Raw genomic sequence first — 23,110 nt, 5'->3', positions numbered from 1 at the left:
TTCTTATTTTTTTCTTAATTTTTATATAAAAATAGCTCTAATTTGAAATTAACCAAACTAGAGCTACTATTATTTTATTTATCTTCTTTGTATTTTACTCCAAAGTTAAATTTAGTCATTACATGATTTATTCTTCTTAATAATGGATTTTTAGTTGTAAACTTGCTTCCTCTTGGTAAAGTTATTGGATCAACTTTTAATATATAGTTGTTTCCTCTTATACTTTCTAGTGGAATATTTTCAATATGGTATCTTCCATATTTATCTGTTGTTACTACTAACCCACTTACAGTTGAAATTTTTACTCCTGGTATTCCTTCCTCATAGATTCCTAAATTATATAGATTAATTTCTTCATAATATTTATTTTCTTTTCTTATTATTTTTCTATTAACCTTTAATTTTCCTCCTGATTCTCCCCTTGCAAAAACTCCCTTCTTAATTTCTTCTATTTTCTTATGCGAATTAAGATTAATTATCAAACTATTTTGAGAACTTATCTCAAGATTAGAAATTTTACTTGGATCTTTTATTTCTCTTCTTAAAGTTATTCTAGGAACTTTATTTATTCTTCTTGTTCTTCCTTGTAAGTTTCCTATTTTTCCTTTTTTACTTTCTAATTTTTCCCAAGTATCTTTTTCATTATCTTTAATAGTGAACTCATCTAAATTAATATAGTTTTCTTTATTTGTAATAGTTTTTATTTTTAAATCATATAAAGTTGCATCATCTTGCCATCCATCTCCGTCTCTGTCATGGAAGACTTTTCCTATAACTGTTGACATATCAAATAATCTATCTAGTAAAACTTCTACAACTGCTCTTGCAGTATTTGAAATTTCCTCCCTATCTGGTTTATGATCATTTTTAACAACTGCTATATTCTCATACATATTTGGTGATACACCAACTCCTACTCTAAGTAAATATGTTATTTTTAAATTTTCTTTTTCCATTAATTTTCTAATGAAAAATTCCATTTTTCTTCCCTTAAGTGTAGGATCAATTGTTGCTTTTTCATATTTTCCTGTACTGTCTTTTCTATATATTCTCGCACTTCCCTTAACATATCTGAATCCTGATGGAAGTTTATCCTCAATATAGATTTTTGGAACATTTCCTCTTTCCCTTTGATTTTCTACTTCAAGTTCATAGGCTATCAAATCTCCAACACTTGCCTTATCTTTATTAGCTTTCTTAGATATTTTTATAACCTTATCTCTTATCATAGCTTGTAATAAAGGTGGCTCTTGATCTGGAATAATTTTTCCATCAAAACTAGTTAATCTATTTAATGCTACTGGAGTATTCCTTTCTTCTTTTGCTTTAATTTTATTTTCAATAGGAACTCCTTCTTCTTTTAAATTACTATTGTTTACTAGTTTATCAATAGCTTCTTCTAAATCTTCTGGTAGATCTTCATTTATTTTTATTTTAAATTCAATCTCTACTTTTTTTTCTTCTGATCCCATAGGTGGAACTTGGAATGTTCCTGATATTCCTATTTTTTTATTTTCATCCTCTTCAACTTTTGTATTATAATCTGTTGTTCCTGTTACAGTTAAAGAATTATCAATATATTTAGAAAAATAAGTTATATCATTCATAAGGGAAATATTATGATTTTCTTGTTGATTTAAAAGATCTTCAATATCTACTTTTACATCCCTATTATATGGATTTATTATAGTTGTAGTATATGTTATTTCTTCACCAGTTTCAGCTATATTATCACCTGTATAATCATGTGATTTGAATTTAATAATAATTTCATAATCAATAGGTATCTTTGTTTCACTTTTATTTATTATTCCATTATCATTTATTGTAGCTGAGTTTTTAATAAAATCCCCTACATCTATTCCGTCTGGAATAGGCATTTTCACTTTTACTTTAAATTTAACATTAACTTTAGTTTTACCTTTAATTTTAATATTTCCTATTATTCTTTGATTTTTCTTATCATAAACTAGATTCCCATCACTAAAACTATCAGCTTTATCTTTTACTAGTTCTATTGAATTTTCTACAAAATCACAAACTTCAAATAATGAAATATCTTTAATATCTCCTGATTTATTTTCCATTTTAGTTTTTAAATCATCTATAAGTTCTAAAGAATTTTTAGGGTTAACAGATGGGTTATAAAGTTCTAAGTTATATGTTAATATTTCTCCTGATTCAGCTTTTTTATTAATATTTTCATCTTCACATGCTTTCAATACTGTTGTACTAGTATCAAATATTAATCCTTCATCTCTTCTAGAACTATTCTCTTTTATTCCATCGTTTCTTATAAAGGCTGTATTATATACAATTTTGTTTTCATCTACTTCATCTGGTATTTCTGAGTTACTAATTACTTTTATTTGAATAATTCCTATGCTTTTTTCAGGTAAAGTAGTTATTGTATAATTTAATTTTTTATCTTCAGTTGAGAAGAAACTTAAAATATCAGCTTCATTATAAGTTATTGATTTTATTGTTGAGAATTTTAAGATTTCAGCTAAAGAATCTTCAATAACTATATCTTTTACAGGAGACGCTGATAAATTTTCAACTTTGATTTCATAAGTTATTTCTTCATTTAATTGAATTTTTCTATCACCATTTAAAGTTTTAGATGTTTTTGATTTTTTAAGCACAGAATCTAGTACTGGCCCTTCTGTTGCTGGACTTAGTTCTTGTTTTCCACTTATATTACCATTTGTAATTCCTGCTTCATTTGGTAACTCCTTAGGGAAAACTGTATCTTCTGGTAATTTATCTTTTATCTTAACTTTAAATGAAATAACTGCAAAATTTGATTTTTCAATTTCATGAATAACAAATTTAATCTTTTTATTTTCTCCATCAATTATAGGAGAAACATTCTCTTTATCAATTTCTTTTCTGTTAATATTATCTACATATAGTTTTATATCTTTTTTATCTTTATCTTTAACTTCTAAGCTACCAGCTATAAATTCTGAATAATTAAGAATATCTGATATATCATCTTCAAATTCAGTAGACCAAGCATTTATATCCTTATTATCATTTGAGATTTTAATAGTATACTGAACTATATCACCTGGAAGTACGAACACTCTACCATTTTCATTTTCTTCTATCTTCTCATCATTTCTATAAGCTGTAAATTCCTTAATACTTTTTAATTCTACTTTTCCTTTTTTTAGAACTGGGGGTTCTTCATCTTCTACTTTTATAGAAACACCATTTTCAATTAATTCCATTGAATTTTCTAATTTACTTCCATCCTTTGTAAGTAAAGGTAATGGATTTCTTATTACAATATCAATTTTTGCTTCAATTGTTTCTTCACTTGGTAGATTAGTTGCTTTTAATATTAACTTATCTTTTTCTATACTAGAAGAAACATAAGCTTTTCCAGTAATAATTTCCAAAGAATTTTCATCAATATCAGCTATTCTACGACCATTAGGACTTAAGGCCCTTGTAAAGTCATCATTTAATATTACATTTGTAGATTTTGATGAATTATTTTTAAAGTTAAATGTATAAGTTACTCTTTCTCCTGGTTCTACTATATCGTCACCATCTTGAGTTATTGAAGTTTTTGTTCCTGTTATATTTTTCATATTAACCTTATATTCTTCAGTTTCTCCACTTCTTGCATAAGCATCTGGTTTTGTAATATCATCTTCGTCCCCTGCATATCTTATTCTTAATATTCTTGTATCCAGTGGAGTTAATTCAGGTAATGATTTACTAATGACACTATCTTCAATAAATGCATATTTTGAAATTGTTATTTCTGTAATACCTGATCCTTCAACTCTAAATGTTCTTTCTAGTCCAAGAAGAGGTGTACTATCTTTCCAGTTATAACTTGAACTTGCATTTGCAGATGTTAACCACAATGTAATATATCCACTTTGAGAATGCTTAACTTTTATTGTATTATCAATACCCATGGTAAATATTATTGGATCTCCTTCATTTAAAGGTTCTCCGTTTACTTCAACTATACCGTCAGCATCATCACTAGAATCATAATCATCTTCAATATCATATTTATCACCTAGATAATATAGATTTTCTCTTGTCTCGTCTATCTTACCAGCTCTATAATGTAAAGATTTATTTGTTTCTGTTAGCTCACCGTTACTATAATCTCTTTCCATATCTAGAATACTTTCATCTCTTAAAGTATTATCTACAGATACTTTTTCTTTTAGTTTATAGTCATCTTGATTTTCTTCTTTTATTTCCTCTTTGAATTTCAAAGTAATAAATGAATTTTCTTTAATTTTCAAGATATTAATTTTATATTTTCTTGTCCCATCTTCTTTTTCTATTGAAGTAATACTTCCGTTTTCTTCTGGAGTTACTAATGTTATTTTTTCATCCAGTAATATTTCTCCAATATTACTTTCAAAATAAACTCTTTTATTTTCTTGAGGCACATTAGTTTTATTTTCAATAGTTATAGTATGCTCTACAATTTCTGTAGGACATACATTTCCGTCATTTTCTCCAATTGAAACTCCGTCATTTGAAATATGTCCTAAATCATTTAATACATAAGAAGTTTCAGCTTTTTCTCCAAACTTAACATCTAATCCTGAAACTAGTTTCAATTGATAATCTTCTATTTCTCCAGTTACACTATAGTCTTTAGAAAGATCTTCTTTATCACCTGCAAATCTTATTCTTAATTTCTTATCCTCAAAATTTCCATCCTTCATATAGTCTGGAATTTCAAGCTTAACAACATTTACATCCTTTGTAACAAGTTGTTTATCAATTAAAAGTTTTGCATTTGACCAATCATTATTCTTTGCTTCATCAAGGTATATTGAAATATATCCTTCTGTAATCATTTTAGGATCTTCATTAAATTTAATATTAATTTCATTTGTTAAACCGTTATAGATTATATTTTCTTTTCCTAACTTATCCTTTGTAAATATTACTCCATCATTATCACTAGATGTAGTATTATTTTCTTCTTCTGCTACTTTCTCTCCTAGATAGAAATCCTTTGTAATATAGTGTCTAATATTTTCATCTGACTCTACTTCATTTCCAATATTTTCACCATAATCTCTTAACATTAATCCAACATAAGATCTTTCACTTTGGATATCTTCTTCTAAAAATTTAGGTATATACCCTTCATAAATTATTCTATCTTGTAATTTAAATTTACCATCTTCAGTTAAATCTTCACCTATAACTTTAAACTTAACTTTTAGGATTATTGAGCTATTTCCTTCTATTTTTCCTATTGTTATTTTTGTATTATAAGTACTTGGTAAACTAGTATCTACAATATCTTCTATCTTAGAAATATTATTATCTGAAGCATCTACTGATTCAAAAGTAAATTCTTCTCCCCCATATTTACAAAGATTTGAATTTAATATTATTTCTTTATTTTTTTGAACATAATCATTATTATTTACTATCTTTATTCTATGTTCTATTATTTCTCCTGGAACAAAGTTTTCATCATTTGCACCGTATATAACACCATTGATATGAACACCTAAATCCTTAGGCGCATATTTTCCAAGAGTTGTACTTTCCTTTTCAAAAGTAGCACTAAATCCAGAATTAATTTGAATTTTATAGTCTTCAACTTCCCCTGTTTTAGCTACTCCTATAGGTTTTTCTACATCTTCCTTATTAGTGGCGTATCTTATTCTTAAAATTCTATTTAAAGGAGCTTTTTCTTTAATATAATCTTTAATATCAAATATTATATCTTGATCTTTTTCCGTAACCTTAAGTACATAAGCTTCTTTCTCACTAGGAACTTCATCAGTTATTTTCCTAATATTTAAAGAGGTAGATGTATTCCAGTTACTTTTAACATCTGAATCTTCACTTAGCCATAAAGATATATATCCTTCATGATTTGGCTTAATTGTTATTTTATTCGTAAAGTTATTATGCAATATATTTATTTTACTGTCCCCAACAACTTTTGTTTTTAAAATAACACCATCATTAGTTCCTTCTTCAACTGTTTCCCCAAGATAAGCTTTATTTATACCCTTTGTTGTATAATGTCTTACTCCTGAATATTCATCATATGAACCTATGAAGTTTTCACCATAATCTCTTAACATATCTTTTTCTAAATTAGCTAGTTCTAAGTCAGTTGTAAAATCACAAATTTTTTCTCTTAACTTCCATTCTTTCCACTCTATACTTTCCTTAGTTATTTTCATAAAATAAGTTAGTTCTAAAGTTTCATTTCCATCAATTTCATGAACATTAACTTCATATTCATTATATCCAGGTTCAATAGAAGTTGGTACCTTAATTATTGAATCTATTTTATTTTTAGGTTCAATCCATTTTAAATTATCGCTTTCTAAACCATCAAGATAAATTTCTCCAACATTAACCTTTATTCTTATTTTTTTATTTTCTTGAGGTAATTTAGATAAATTTGTTATTATTACTTTTTGTTTTACATATTCACCAAGAGAAATATTTTCATCATTTGGCCCTATTTTCTCTCCATCAAAATTATCAATTGGAACTCCTAAATCTTCTAATTCACCAAATTCTGCTTTGAATCCTGAAACTAATTTTATTTTATAATCCTCTACTTCTCCAGCTTGGTTATATCCTATTGGTAAAATATTATTTTCAGTTAGTGAATAACCTGCTCTTAATATTCTATTTTGATCTTCACCTTTTGCTAAAATATCTCCAACTCTTACAATTATTTCTTTTTCACCTTGAACTACATTAAATAAATCTATATCAAGCTTATCTAATATAGGGGTCCATGTATTTTCATCTAATTTAGATGTCCATAATTTCAAATAACCATTATGAGAAGCTGTTACTGGAATAGCATTATCAAAGTTATTATAAAGAACTAAAGTATTTTCATCTTCTATATCTTTTCTTAAAGTCAGTCCATCATTTTCTAACAATTCATCGTTAACTTCTTCTTCATTATCAAAATTAGTTCCTAATTGTACCTGCTTATCATTTAGTTTAACTGAATAGTATCTGTTTCCTTTGAATGAAACTTCACCTTCTTTTAAAATTGAAGCATAATCTCTTTCCATATTATATTCTATAGTATCAACTACATTACTTTCTAAAGTAAGAGAACTTAAAGCCTTCCATTTCTTCTCTTTTTCATATGTTGCTACCGGTTCACTTTCAACAGTTCCTATTAATTTAATATAGAATGTCTCACTTTTATCTATTTTCTTTATTCTTATGCTATAACTATTTTTAATAGCCAATGGTACTATCTCTAAGTTTTCACTAGGATATTTTTCAACTTTTATTTCTCCATCTTTTGCTTTACTAAATAATTTAATATGATCACTATTTGTATTAATAGTTTCAATATTATTTTTTAGAATAATTTCTACAGGCTCTTCTTGAGATAAAGAAGTTAAGTTCTTTATTTCTATAACTTTAATATTCTTTTCTCCTATAGTTAAGTTCTTATCATTAACTCCTGCCATGGTACCCTTAGAATCTATATCTATTCCTAGGTCATGTAATAACTTTCCTTCTGATATTTTACTTTCAATTTCCTCATTATCAGAATCTGTTTTATTAAATGAATCTATGAATCTTGTAGCTAATCCTGAAACAACTCTAACTTCATAATCTTCAATTTCTCCTGTTGTTCCTATTTTATTTTCTAAAATTACATCCTCTTCATTTAATCCATATCTAACTCTTAATATTTGATCTGTATTTGGAATATCTGGAGTTTTAATATATATTATATTTTTACCCTTTGTAACTTTCACTGCTGAAAGTATATTCTTATCAGTTTCATTATCAACAAGAACATTTTCTAATGTATTTCTTGAATCATCTATTGTAAGAGACGCTCCAACATATCCATCATGTGATACATTTACCTCAACTTTATTTACAAAATTATTTCTTAAAATCTTCTCTTTTTCTAAATTTTCAATAAAGTCAACACCAGTATCTTCTACTTTTTTATCCGTAGGTGATTTTTCATAATTAATATCAGGATCTGTATCTAAAGCTTTTATTTGAATAAATTTCTTTCCAGAACCATCATCATATTTTGATAAATAATGTCTTACATCCTTATCTGTCTTATCATTTATTAATGCATTTCCGTAATCTCTTTTAAATTCATAAGAATACACTCTATCATTAATTAATTCTTCTTTAGTAGGATCTTCTTCATCTACAAATATCTTATCAACTAAATTCCAATCTTCTGGTTCACTTGTAATTTGTTCTTTAAATTCTACATAAATAGTTTCATTTGAATCAATTTGAGCTATTTTCATTATTCCATTTTCAAATGTAACCCCTTCCTTAGAAGAAACTAAACTACCTTCCACATAAGTTCCTACATTTGTCTCAAATCTAAATTCTTTATTAATTTGAACATAATCTACTGGATTTGTTATTTTAATTTTATGCTTGATATATTCCTTGTAGCCTATATATCCATCATCTCTTCCAGGAACATTTATTTCATTTTCATCTGTATTAAATCCAATATCTTTAGGTTTATATTTGCCATCTAATTGGTATTCACCAGAATTATCAAATTTAATATCAAGACCTCTTATTACCTTTAATTTATAGTCTTCGACTTCTCCTGTTCTTGCAAATTCATAAGGAGTTTCAATATCATCTTTATGCAGAGCATATCTAATTCTTAAATATTTATATCCTGAATTTACTATTCCAGGTGTATTTGGTAAATAAGGTGATTCTTGTGGAATATTTAATATTAATTCAGTTGTATTCGCTGGATATTCCACTTGTTTTATTATTTCCTTAACATAATCATTGTCAGTACCATCATTTGACAGCCATACTGAAATATATCCCTTGTAAGGAAGAGGATTTTTTAATTCCACTCTATTTGCTAAATTATTATATATGGAATCATTTAGGAAAATAACTCCGTTATCTTCAAGTAACTCATTAGTTGGGGCATTTTCATAATCTATACTATCTCCTAATTTAATTCCTTCTGTTAGAGCTAAATAATGTCTTGCTCCTGTAAATTCATTCTTAGGATTAGAGTTTAATAAATTATTTCCATAATCTCTTACCATTTCTATTGAAGATTCATCTTGAATTCCGCTAGTTGTATAACTAGTATTTGTTTTATCATACTCAACAACAAATGATACTTTATCAGTTACATTCCATTTCTTTTCAGCTTTTGGATCTCCTCCTGTTAGGGCTTCTGCTTTTATATTTTCTCTAATTTGGATTTGAACTTGTTCTCCTAAAGAATTTTCTTCTGTATTATTCTTATTAGATTCTCCTAGTATCTTATCCAAAGTTAAAATATATTTCTTTCCATTTCCAGTATAACTTGTATCTTCTATTATATTTACTGTTCTTGAAAGTTCTGCTTTTGTTTTAGAATCTAAAACTTTAAAGTAAGTTTTGTCAACTTCACAAATATCAGTATAGTAATTAATTTTTACATCATGTTGCTCTGCTGCTGTTTTATTAGTTACATTTATTTTTCTTATTACATCTTCTATTGGAGATAAGTTACCGTCTCCTGCACCTACTCTTGTAACACCATCCTCTAGTAACAATCCTTCATCTTCAAATTCTTCCAGTAAATCAACTTTTAATCCTGGAACAATCTTAACATTATAGTCTTCTGTTTCTCCAGAAAAACAAGGAGCTAACATATCTTCTATATTAGAATTATTAAGTGCATATCTTATTCTAAATCTTCTTTCTTGTCCTAAATAGTATTTAGCTGGAAGTTTTAAAAATACTTTTTGTACATCACTAGATGAACTGTCATAAGTAACTTTTGTATTATATGAATCACTACTTTCTGTAAGATTTAAAGCTTCCTCTTCATTATTAGTTATTTGTAACTTATCAGATTCTTTCCAAGTATTTCCATCTTCAGAAATAGCAACACTAACATATCCATTATTATTAATATCTAAAGATAATTGATTTATAAATCCATAATATAAGATATTTTTACCATCTTCATTTTTAAAAGATACTCCGTCATCACTGGAAATCTCATTTGTTGGATTTTCTTCCATAGTATAAGAACTTCCTAACTTCATATATTCTCTAGAGTCTGTACCAGTTGTATATGGCCCTACTTTAGTCCCGTAATTTCTTACTTCGCTTCTATAATCTAAAGCATTTAAACTAGATGCATAATCTCTTTTCATTGGCATTGTTTTTTGTGTTTCTTCTGTAGGTTGAACTATCACATTTCCTAAACTATCAGTTTGAACAAATAATAGTTTATTTTTTATAATCCAATTATTCCCATCATTTTCTTTAAATTCTTCAGTTATATGTTGTCTTAAATAAATATTTAAAGTTTCATGAGCTAATATTTTATCAATTAAAATCTCATAATCTTTACATCCTGATGGAGTGTCAATATCTGTTCTTTCTTCTATGGATACTCTATGATCATCTTCTCCCTTTTCTCCATTTATTATAACTTCTCCTTGTAAATCAGAAGTTATTTTTATAAAGTTATTTCCAGTATCTAAATATCCATTATTGATTCTAATTTTTATACTATTTTTAGTTCCATCTGTAAATCCATTCTGTTCTAAAGGAGTTAAGTTTTTAACCTCTAAAACTGTATCTACAACTTCTCCTAAGGATACATTTCCATCTTGAATTCCAACTCTAACCTTATCTAATTCATTTTCATTGGCTATTTTTTCCTCTGAAGTCATAGTTTTAGTTGTTTCTGGTGCATCTTCTGGTTTTACTCCCCTATCAACCATAGAAACTAGTTTTGCTCTTATTCCACTAATCATCTTAACTCTATAATCTTCTACCTCTCCTGTTCTAGCTGTATATAAAGGAGATAATATTCCTTTTTTAGTAGATGAAATTATTGTATCTTTTTTGTCTATTGAATATCTAATTCTTAGAACTTTTTCCTCTCCTTCAAATGAAGGTAACTGTATAAATAAATTATCTGTATCCGTTCCAGTTTTTATAATCTCTCCACTTTCATTAGGGAAATTATATTGACCTTGAACTTCATTAACTTTCTGATAACTTTCCATAGATTCTTCTAATTTAGCATTAACTATATCCTTTTCGATATCCCACTCAGATTTACTATCTGCAGTAGTTGAATTATTTAACCAAATAGTTACAAAACCAGGGAAAGTAGGAGCTATCTCCACTTTATTTTTAAGGTTACTGTATAAAACTTTTCTTCCATCTAAAGAATCTCTTTCAAATAAAATACCATTATCTACCCTATCTTTTATTTCTAAATCTTGATCTAAAACATCTGTTTTTTGATTTGGGTATTCTCCTAATCCAATAGGAACTTCTTTAGAAGAATCTCTTATCTTAGAAATATAATGTCTTGCTTCTTCTGTTAAATCTCTATTCCCTTCAATATATCCACTTCCATAATCTCTACTCATTTGATATTCTGCTGTAGAATTTAAAATTCCATCAACATAAACTCTATCTACTAAAGCCCAATTAACTTCATCTTCCTTTACTACTTTAGCATAAAATTCTAAATAAATAGTTTCTCTTGGTTTTATTTTTCCTAAAGTTATTTCATAATCTTTATTTTCATCTAAACTTTCTAAAGATCTAATCCTTAAACTTTTTGGTTGATTTATTTCTAATCCTTCATTATCTGTTATTTCTCTTTCTACATCTTCTGTTACTTCAGTTTCTGTTCCATCTGAATTTTTAGAATAAATTTTTATTGGATTATTTTCTAAATCTCCTAGAAGAATATCTGCTATTTTTGTTTCATATTTTATCTTTATATTTCGTTGTTCTAAATCTGTTAGGTTTTCTATTCTAATTCTATGTAAAAATCTTTCTTCAGGAATTAAATTTCTATCATTTTTACCAATAACCATCTTTTTACCTGAAACAGTTTCCACTTCAACTCCAAAATCTTCAATATACTCAAATTGAGCTTTTATTCCAGAAATTAATTTCACTAAATATTCTTCTACTTCTCCACTTCTTGCTGAAGTAGAATTATCTTGAACATCCTCTTTATCAAGTGCATATCTAACTCTTAGATATTTATTCTGATTAATTAAATCAGGTGCCTTTACTTTAGCTATATACTCATATTTTGAATTAGGAGTTACTTCCAAAATATCTGATTCATTAAACTCTGAATCAATAACTTTTAACTGAGTTGCATTATCCCAATTTCTATCATCATTATTTATCCAAAAACTTACATAACCCTTGTGACTAGGATATAACTTTAATTCATTAAATAAATTATTAAATATTATTTTTTCTGAATCTTTTACAAAAATTTCAACTCCATCATCATCTGGATCATTAGATTTATTAAGTGCATCATTATACGGTGTCTCTTCAGAATCTGATGTAACCCCTAACCTAATTTTATTTCCATTATCTTTTAAATAATAATGTAAAACTTCATTATCTGGATTCCTATTTCCTTCTAAGTTTCCACCACCATAATCTCTATACATATATGGTAAAACTTGGGTTCCTTGAACTTCTCCATTTACTTCTAGTTTATTTTTTAATTTCCATGTTTCTTTATCTTCATCTGTTATAAGCATTTTCATTTTAATTGTAACTACTTCTTGTTTATAAAGTTTTGGAATAATTATCTTATTTTCATATCCATCTAATAGTTTTGTTACATTTATACTTAAAACTTTTTCTAGGTCCCCTGTTCCATCTGAAGATGATAATTTATTTTGACCTGTGGCATCATAAACTTCATAATAAATAATTCCATTTTCAACATTTTCAACTAAATTATCTTTATATACTTGAGATATGTTACTTTTTAATATAACCTTAGCATCTTCCATATCATATATAGAATCATTTTTTATTGTGAATGTTGTTTCGTAAAGTTCTTTGTAAAGGAAACTTCCATCTTTTATTCCTAATCTTTCATCTTTCAAACTAGTCTTAACTCCTAAATCTTCTGCTGATTTAAATCCAGTTTCCAAAGGGATTACTTTTATTGGAAGATCTTCTACCTCTCCACTTCTTGCTATTCCTAAAGGAGTAGTAATATCTTCCTTATGAGCAGCATATCTAACTCTTAAAATTTTAATAGTTTCAGGAATATCAAAAACTTTTATAACTAAATGATTGTCCCCTTTAGTTACTTTAATTGGCTCTGAAATAAATTCAGAATCAGGAATTTCAGAATCTCTATAAGGAGATACTGGTAAAATATCATCATTTGCCCAGCTTCCTGTTCTATTATCATTATATATATATCCTTCACTTTTATTTAAAAAGAAACTTATATATCCATCGTGACTTACATTTACATTTATTCCATTTTTTATTCCACTATAAAGAACATTACTACCATCTTCATCCTTTTCATGATCAAAAGTAACTCCATCAAATTCATCACTTTTTAAAGAAACATCTCTTATTTCATTTTCAAAATTAATTTCATTTCCTATATGTAAAATTTGATCAATAGTTGCTGCTTTAGCATTTGGATCTGTGGCTCTATAATGTCTAACCTCACCATATATATCTGGAATCTTACCATCTATAGCTACTTCTCCAGAACCATAATCTCTAGCTGTTAAATTATCTCCTTTATTTCCATCGCTTCCAGCTCCAACTAATAAATATTCTCTTGAATCTACAACTTTTTCTTGATCTGGTAATTTATTTAAATAAATTTTTCTTCTATTTGTCCAAAACTCATCTTTTCCATACCATTCATATTTTTTATATCTAGTTAAAGTGCTACTTCCCTCTTCATTATAGTTAGTTTGGGCTTCATTTATTATTTTACCCTTATATCTTATTTTTATTTGTTCTCCTGGAGCGATATTATAAACTGTGATAATTCCATCTCCATCAGTTGTTGCTTCAACTTTAAAAGTAGCTTGTGAATTTGAAATATTACTACTTTCTATAGCTGCTTTATTAGTTTCAGAACCTTTACTAAATATTTTTCTGTATTTTATTTTTTCTCCGTTAACTGTTTCATCACCATTTATATGTCTAAACTTTATTACTTGATTAGCTGTTGATGTATTAGTTAATGTTAAAACATAATCATAATATTCTTTATAAGATAATGTTCCATTTTTAGCATCATAATTATCTTCACTAATTGCATCTGTTTCTTCATTTTCTAGTCCCAAATCATCTATTTCAATATTATCTATTGTAAAAGGTATTGCGAAACTTGCAATTTTATAATCTTCTACTTCTCCAGTAGATAAGAAATCAATTGGTTTTGCTAATCCAGGATCATCTGCTTCTAGTGCATATTTTACTCTAAGAACCCCATAACTTGTTCCCAGATTCTGATGATCATAATCGTTATAATCATTTTCATACCATAAATTTTTAACATATAAATCTATTACATTTTCACCTTTATTAACTTTTATTGGAGTTGAAATTTTCGTATATTCTCCATAAGGTCCATTATATTTTTGATATTTATCTAATAAATGTTCATCCACCCAAGGATAATTACCGCTCCATCCTGTTCTATGCCATAGCCAAAAAGTTACATATCCATCCTCTGTTGCCATGTAATGAAATTTATTATTAGCATCATTATATAGATATAGTTTATTTGATGAATTTTTAGGAATATCTATTCCCCCATCAGATTTAATAAAAGTATCATCATCTGCTGAATTATTTGGTGTACTACTCCAAGTAACCTGATAATTTCTAGTTTCTGGATTTATTATTTCACCTAAATTAGAATAATTAGTAATTGCCTCATTTCTTATCATGTAGGCATGACTTCCATATTTTCTATTATAAAAATCATACGGATTCCAAGTATGAGTTGATGAAGCATTTTCAAAATCTACTTTAAATTCAGGATAATAAACTTTTCCATTCATTTCACTTACTGGATAAGTTCTTCCACTTCCTGATAATGTATAATTTTCATCTGTAATATCTTGAAAAGTTGATGAAATATTTATACTATTTATTATTTTCCATTTATCTTTATCTTCTTCTAATGGTTTCAATTTGAATTTTAATGTCCCTATTTCATTTGGTCCTAACTTCAAATTAAATTTTATTTTTTTACCATTAATAGTTATATCCTTAATATATTCTTCTTTTTTATCCTCTCCGTTTACTAAAAATTCTATTTCTGCTAAATTATTTGTTTTCTTAACATCATAATCTTCAAAGGAGTAAGCTATATTACTATTAATTTCAACTGGTGTAAATTCTGTTTCTTTATCTAAATCATTTCTAAATTCTAGATGCTCTTCAAATAATTCTCTTAAAGTTATTTCACCATCTCTAGCTCCAAATATTTTTCCTGCATTACTTCCTGCACTAGAATTTAATTTAACACCTAAATCTCTTATTTCTCCATCTGTTTTAGGAATAAATCTTCCTTCAATAGGAGGTATTACTCTAACTATATACTCTTCTGCTTCACCTAATTTAGCAGAAGTATTATAATTTTCAATATCTTTTTCATTAACTGAATATCTTATAATAAGATGTTTTCTTGAAGTTCCTGTTTTATATTCAAAATCCTTAGGAATATAAATATATAATTTTTTATTTTCTTTTTCTTCTTCTTTAATTAAGAAAAGCTCATTTCCTGTCCCTTCATCTAAATAATTTTCCTTTATTTTTATAGGTGTATTATCTAGCCATATTTTTACATATCCCTCTTCTGATACTTTTTTTATATTTATTTCATTCCATTGATTACTAAATAAAGTTAATCTTTCTTCAGATTCTCCATATCTTGCTAATGATCTTATTTCAACTCCATCATTATCTTCTCTAGTCGTTTCATGGTAACTATCATTATATGTAACTTGCTCTCCTAAACAAGGCTTTTCTTTAACATAATAATGTCTATTATTTATTGTAGGGCTTGTATCTACTTGTCCATAATCTTTATTAAAGTCAGGATATTTATTCCCTACTATCTTAGGAGTTTGTGTTGAATCTCTCTCTATATTAGAAAAAGAGTTTGCAATATATAACTTATTTATAACTTTATTATCATTTTCTTTAGTTACTAAATAATTAAAAGCTATCTCTACTTTTCCGTTTAATGCTAATCCATTTAAAATAAATTTATAATGAGAATCATCTACTCCTTTTTCAACTGTTATATCCAAAGTACAGTCTACCTTACTATCATCCTCTAAAATTTTATGAGCACTTAAAGCAAGTCTTTCTTTGTTTATTGTTCCATCTTCATTTAGTTCTAATATTCCATTATTAGACTGAAATTCTACAACTTTTCTTGTCATTTGATCGTGATCCAAATCAAAATCTGAAATATTTGTAACTTCAACAGTTTGTCTAACTCTTTCTCCTAATGCAACATTAGCATCATTTAATCCATATATTTTAGAATTTTCAGCTTCCACTCCTAATTCTTCATATTTAATAAATTTTATGTCTGCTGGAGGTAAAACTCTTACATTATATTCTTCAGTTTCCCCTGTACTCATTCCAGTATTAGGTGCATCATCAAAATATCTATCTCCTAAAGAAACTTCTGATAATGTTTGCCCATATCTTATCATTAGTCTACTATTAGCTATATTTGTATGGAAAGAATTTCCACCTGCATCTTTTATTGGTAGAGTAAATTTTATAGTATTTTCTCCTGCATCTATTAATAAAGGTTCTTTTAATATTTTATAATCTCGTCCACCATTATGATTATAAAGCCATAATTGAATATATCCTTTATGAGTAGCTGTTACTTTTATTGTATTTTCCACTTCACTTAATAAAGTTAAAATATTTTCATATTCATTTATAATAACTCCATCATTTTCTAAATGATCTTCTTCATAAACATTATCCCAATCATAATCATTATATCCAACTTTTTCACCTAAATGTGGTTGTTCCTTGGTAAAATAATGCCATCCTGCATATCCACCATCTATTTTTCTTTGTAAATATTGTCCATCTATATCTCTATGATTATAAAATTCATCTTGTTTTATTCCATCATCTGTATTTACAGTTTTTACAATTTTTAAATAGTTATTTAAATTAAAGCTTCTATTTTCTCTTTTTACTTTATAATTAAATTTTACACTTACTTCCCCATTAGCTTTTAAGTTGCTCAAAACAAAATAATATTCTCCTAATTTAGTTCCCTTTTCAATTGATATACTATCAGTTATATCTTCACCAGTTAAATATTTAGCTTCTAACTGACAATTATTAACATCTTCTATCTCCCCCAAAGTAGAACTTAATTTAACAATCTTAGTAGACAAATCCTCCTTATTAAAATCACTATTTGTTAAGTTTTGTACTATTATTTCTTGTCTAATCACTTCGTTTTTTGTCCAATGACCATCATTTTTTCCAAAAATAGTTGTTCCTGAAGCATTTTCAATATCTGTAGTAACTCCTAAATCTTCGCATTTTCCAAAATTGGCAGTCATAGGAGGAAGAACTCTATATTCATAATCTTCCACTTCCCCTGTTGAAGCATTTTCTATAGGAATATCTCCATTACCAGTAACATCTTTTTCTCTAGCACCATATCTTACTCTTAGTTTTACTTCTTCTTTCCCTTCGTAATTATTAGGGAATGTAAATTCAATATGATTTATTCCAGCTACTACCTCTTTAGGAGAAACTAACTCTTTCCATATTTCCTTTCCATCTAAATTAGTATAAATAGATAAATAACCATCATGAGAAACATCTATATCTAAAATATGTTTTGCTCCCCCGTATAAAGTGTTTATTTCTTCAGTTTCTTCTTTCTTTTTATATCTTGGGAAATTCTTTATCCCTTCAGAGGCTATCCCATCACCACTTTGTAAATCATTTTCATTTTTTCCAAAATTTACACTATCTCCTAAAGAAACATCTGTTCCCTCTATTTTAAACTGAAAGTGTTTTAATTTATTATTATACCATCCATTATGTCCTCTATCATGAAGAATATCTCCTAAATTATCAAAACATAAAGTTCTATCATCATATCTTAAATATTGAAATAATTTCCAAGCATATGTATTTCTGTAATATTCAAATGGATTTCCATTATCATTCATCTCCATAGTAAATTTAATTTTTATATTTTTACCTGGATCTATATCCCCAATATTTATCTTATATTCTCTTATTTTAGCTCCATCATAATATGCATCTCTATAATCGTCTTGGATTTTTTCAATACTTATATTTGATTTCTCTAAATTACTATTAGTTCCTGATACTTCAAAAGAATTTAAGTCCACAATATCTGACATGGAAGTTCTGAAAATAATTGACTTACCGCTTTGTTTTGCTCTTGTTATATTTTCAATAGTTATTTCTCTTTCGAATTTTTCCTCTAGAGTTAAAACACCATCTGCAACTCCCTTTTGTTCCCCATCAATATCTAAACCTAAATCTTTAAAATGAGAAAAAGAAAGTTTAAACGGAGGCATAAAGCTATTTATCTTATATTCCTCTACTTCTCCTGTTGTAGCTACTCCTCTTACACTAGAAAGCTCTGATCTTGTAAGACCATATCTTACTCTTACTATAGCTGTGTGAGTTCCACAAAAATCTAATTTAGTATTTGTATGATAACCAGTCCAATATTTACATTTATACCATCCTTCTTGTTTTGTAAGGTCTAACTCTATATTATTTTCACCAGCATCTACATTATAAATTCCATAAAAATCATTTGATTCATCCCAATCTCTTCTATAATTTTCATAATCATTTCCTGTACTATAACTACGATTTATATAATGTATCCATATTGAAACATAACCTTCTTTAGTTGCTGTTACTGGTAAAATATTATTTGCCATATTATAAAGAACGTATTCCCCTGCTGGCCCATTATTTTTCCAAGGACCTATATTTATAATATCCTTTGCCCCTGAAGTTTCTATATTTCTTAGAGCTACCCCATCATTTGTTGATTTAGTCCCCTCTATTACTCCTATAGCTTCATTTGCATTTAACTGATCTTTACTTCTATCTCCATCAATAGTATTTCCTAATTTTATTAATTCTTGTCCTTCTCCTATTTTTACTATATTATGTCTTGCTTTATTAGTAAAATGAGTGCTCACATAATAATCATTGTTTCCAATTAATGTAGAGTCATAATCTTTATTTCCCATATTTATTGTATGAGAGTCATTTAATCTTCCTGCAACTTCAAGTTTATCTGTAGATTTAAATATATATTCTCTTTTATCGCTTAAAGAGCTAGTTGGATTATTTTTTATTATATATTCTTTTTCTAAATTAACTTTAAATCTAACTTCTATTATTTCCTTTGAATTTAATTTAGATATTTTTATTTTATATTTTCTGTCTTGTAATCTTTCTATAGAAACTCTATTTTCTGTATCTTGTGATTGTTCAATAAGATTCACTTTATTATTAACATCATCTTCTAAAGTTCCTTCCATTACAAAAGTCTTTAAATCATTTATATTAAGTATTTCCCCTATATCTGTAGTTAATATAACTTCTTGATCATTTATTTCACCTGAACTTAAATTCTTTATATCAATCTTATACATTAAATCTTCTTTATAAGAATAGTTCCCATCTTTTTCTCCAACTATACCCTTATCTGTTTCTATTCCTAGTTCCTCATGAGAAGCTTTTAAAGAATCAATGCTATCATTAAATTTAACTTTTAATAATTCATAACCTAATATTTCATAATCTTCTACTTCTCCAGTTATTCCTCTGTCTACTGGGCTATTTAGATCGCTTTCAATTAATGAATATCTTACTCTTACTTTAAATTTTTTATCTAATATACCTTGTTTTCTTACTGTTAATTCATTATCCCCTTGAGATACTTCTGTTATATCTGATATTGCCTCCCAAGTTCCTTCATAATTTATCCACGCTCTTACATATCCTGGATTATTTACATTAACATTTAACTTTGTTTCTCCATTTTCATATAATATATTTATATTCTCATCTTTTTCTGAATGAGGAAAAACTACTCCATCTCCCTCATTTACAGGAGTAAATTCACTAGAATTATTAGCAAATAAAATGTTTTCCCCCATTTTTCCTACAGTTCCGTTATCTAACTGAAATCCATAATGTCTTACTTCATCTTGTGTCCCATAGTTTCTTTCAAGAAGATTATTTTCTCTTGTTTCCCATAAAGCTCCCTCACTTAAGAAAGAATCAATTAATTTCCAATTAGTTTCATCTTCTCTATTAACATTCACTTCAAAAGAAATTTCAGTTTTAGATATTGAACCTTCCACAGACTTTTCAAATCTATCAAAAATAAATTTATAATCTTTATATCCTGAAGGAGTATTCTCATCAGTTACCTCATCAACTGATACCTTTATGCCATCACTAGTTAATTTTTTTAAACTACCATCTATCAAACTTCCCATATTAGTTCTGTAAACTATACTTTTCCCTTCAACTGGTATATTTATTAAATTTTTAACTTCAAGTGTATATCTTACTTTTTCTCCAAAACTTACTATGTCATTATCTGCTCCATTTATTTTCCCTTGAATATTTATTCCTAAATCTTCAAAATTTAAAACAGTTGGCTCTAAAGGAGGCAATATAGCAACTTCATAATCTTCTACCTCACCTGAAGAAGCGGTTTTTAAGGGATCACTAACTTCAAGTTCATTATAAGCTGTTCTTATCCTTAAAGTCTTAAATTCTCCTGGTTGATTAGGAGGATTAATCTCTATATTATATTTCCCTGTTTCTGAATTATAATAAGCATTTTTAACTCCTTTAAAAATATGATATCTATCCAGTGATCCTTCCTGCCATTTTTCTTGATTATTTATCCAAACACTGACCCAAGCATTATCACTAATATCAATAGACAATTTATTTGGAACTCCTATGAAAAGAGCATAATGATTCTTATAAAGTTCTTTATTCCCTAAATATTTAGGTACTTCTACACCATTATTACTCATATCATTATCTATAGGACTAATCTCATTATTATAAGTTACCCCTTCCCCTAAATAAAGAGTATCTCCATTTGCTTTGGTTAACTGATAATGTCTTACTTCATCTAATTTAGAATATTTTCCTGTTTTATTATTACCATAGTCTCTATTATTAATCTCTCTTTTACTTGTATTACTAATTAGAATATTTCCATCTCTAATTTCATCTGAAAGCTCCCAAGTATCTCCTTCTTTAAAATCTTCTCTTAATAAATCTCCTTTAACATATAAATATACTTCTTCATTAGGAAGCAGGGAATTTATTAAAATATTATAACCACCTTCTACAAATTGAGAATTTTCTATTCTTTGAATTTTTCCTAAAACATCTTTTCCGTCAGCATCTTTAACTTCTAAAAAACTTTTATCTAAAATTGCCATGGTACTTTTAAAAGTAATCTTTTTATTTCTTATTTCAAAGTTTTGGAAATTTGAAATTTTTATTTTATATTTCACTTTTTCTCCATAACAAAATTTTCCATCTTCACTTCCTATAAAATCTTCTATTGTATCCTCTGTAGGAACTCCTAAATCTTGAATATCTAAAATCTCTACATTTAAACTCTTCATAGGATCTATATCATAAATTTCAACTTCTCCACTTCCTGAATATTTTTCAATACTATTTACATCATTTCTATTTATTGAATATTTCAAAATTAACTTTTCCATCATATCAGTTCCATCAGGAGTATCAAATAATATATCATTATTTCCTGCAACTATCTCTTTTTCAAATATCTTTTCCCAAGAATAATCATACTGTCCTCTATCATTTAAAGAACCTTTTTTCAAATAACCACAAACCCAACCATTATGACTAGCATTAATTGTTATACTATTATTTCCAAAGTATAAATTTTTATATCCTATCTTTGATGAATCTTTTCCTATCCATCCATCATCAACTGATATATCATTTCCTAATCTTACTAGTTCACCTTCAATATCAATTATATTATGTCTTTTTGAAATATTTCCTTCCACTTCATCTACATTTATTGTTAAATCTTTTTTCTCTCCCTTTTCATAATAAAGTTTATCACTAAAAGAATTATATAAAGTATAATCTACTCCAGGTATATTAGCTTCATCAGAATATTTTTCATAAAAAGCATCAACTGACATTGTATATTTACTTTCTGAATCTAAATTTAAAATTTTAAAATTTAATTGCCCATTTTGTATATCTATTTCATAATTATTAGTAGATACAATTTCAGAAACAGCATCTTTTTCTTTAACTAATTTAAAAGTTGTTCCATCAATAAAACCTAATCTTGAAGATGAGATTTTTATTTCTTTTTCATGATTCCAACTTGCAGTATTAGTATTGTCTACTATATAATTAATACTTACTGTTTCTCCTTTTCCTACTATTCCATCATCTTTTCCATAAGTTTCTGCATAATCACTTCCTAAAAATTGAACCCCTTTATCATGCAATTCAACTTTTTCATTTATAGAAGAAACAGTCCCTTGCTCTATTGCAAAATAAGTTGATACTGCATTTTCTACAGGAATTTCTGAAGATACCAAAGGAATAAATATTAAATAACCTCTACCAGACTTATCAGAAGTAAATGTTAAATTAGTTTGCTTCCAATTGTTATTACTCCCATCATCTGATAAAGTTGATATCTCTTTACAGTTTGCTAAAAAACTTTCATCTATTTGAATAGTCCCTTCCTTAGCTTCTGGTAATGAATAAGCTAAATAAACCTTTGTATTAACTATTTTTCTCTTAGTAGTTTCTGTTCTATTATTTATAGAATAACCATTATAATACCAAATATTTGTTTCATATGTTTTCCCACTTACTAATTCCTTACCTAAAGCAACCATTGCTTTTGCACTTGTTGGAACCGTTGTGCTTTCAGCTTGGATTCCAAAATAATTTTTTCCACTCACTGGTTTTAATAAATTATTTTCACTAGTTTCTGAATATAAATTATCTATAACTTTTATAGCTCCATCAACTGCAGTCCAACAATTATACGTATTTTTATTTGAAATAAAACTTCCTGTCATTTCATGTTCAGAAGGATATTCTAGCCAGTTATCTTCTGTTTCTTGTGAAAAACTAACTATACTTAAAATAAAAAACAAAAACATTGTTATGTAACTATACCTTTTGCTAAACTTTCCCATTTATTTCT

At 27.1% G+C, this 23,110-nt stretch carries 1 protein-coding gene; it reads right to left on the bottom strand.

From position 1 onward, the window contains the following. Window positions 1-74: 74 nt before the first annotated feature. Window positions 75-23,102, bottom strand: coding sequence for a hypothetical protein (locus Q7K47_05370; protein ID MDP0506648.1), 23,028 nt, complete (start codon window positions 23,100-23,102; stop codon window positions 75-77). Window positions 23,103-23,110 lie beyond the last annotated feature (8 nt).

The sequence above is a fragment of the Fusobacterium sp. JB019 genome (assembly GCA_030673965.1).
Lineage (GTDB): Bacteria > Fusobacteriota > Fusobacteriia > Fusobacteriales > Fusobacteriaceae > Fusobacterium_B.
The sequence above is the reverse complement of the archived record's forward strand: the minus strand, read 5'-3'. Positions and strand labels throughout refer to the sequence as shown.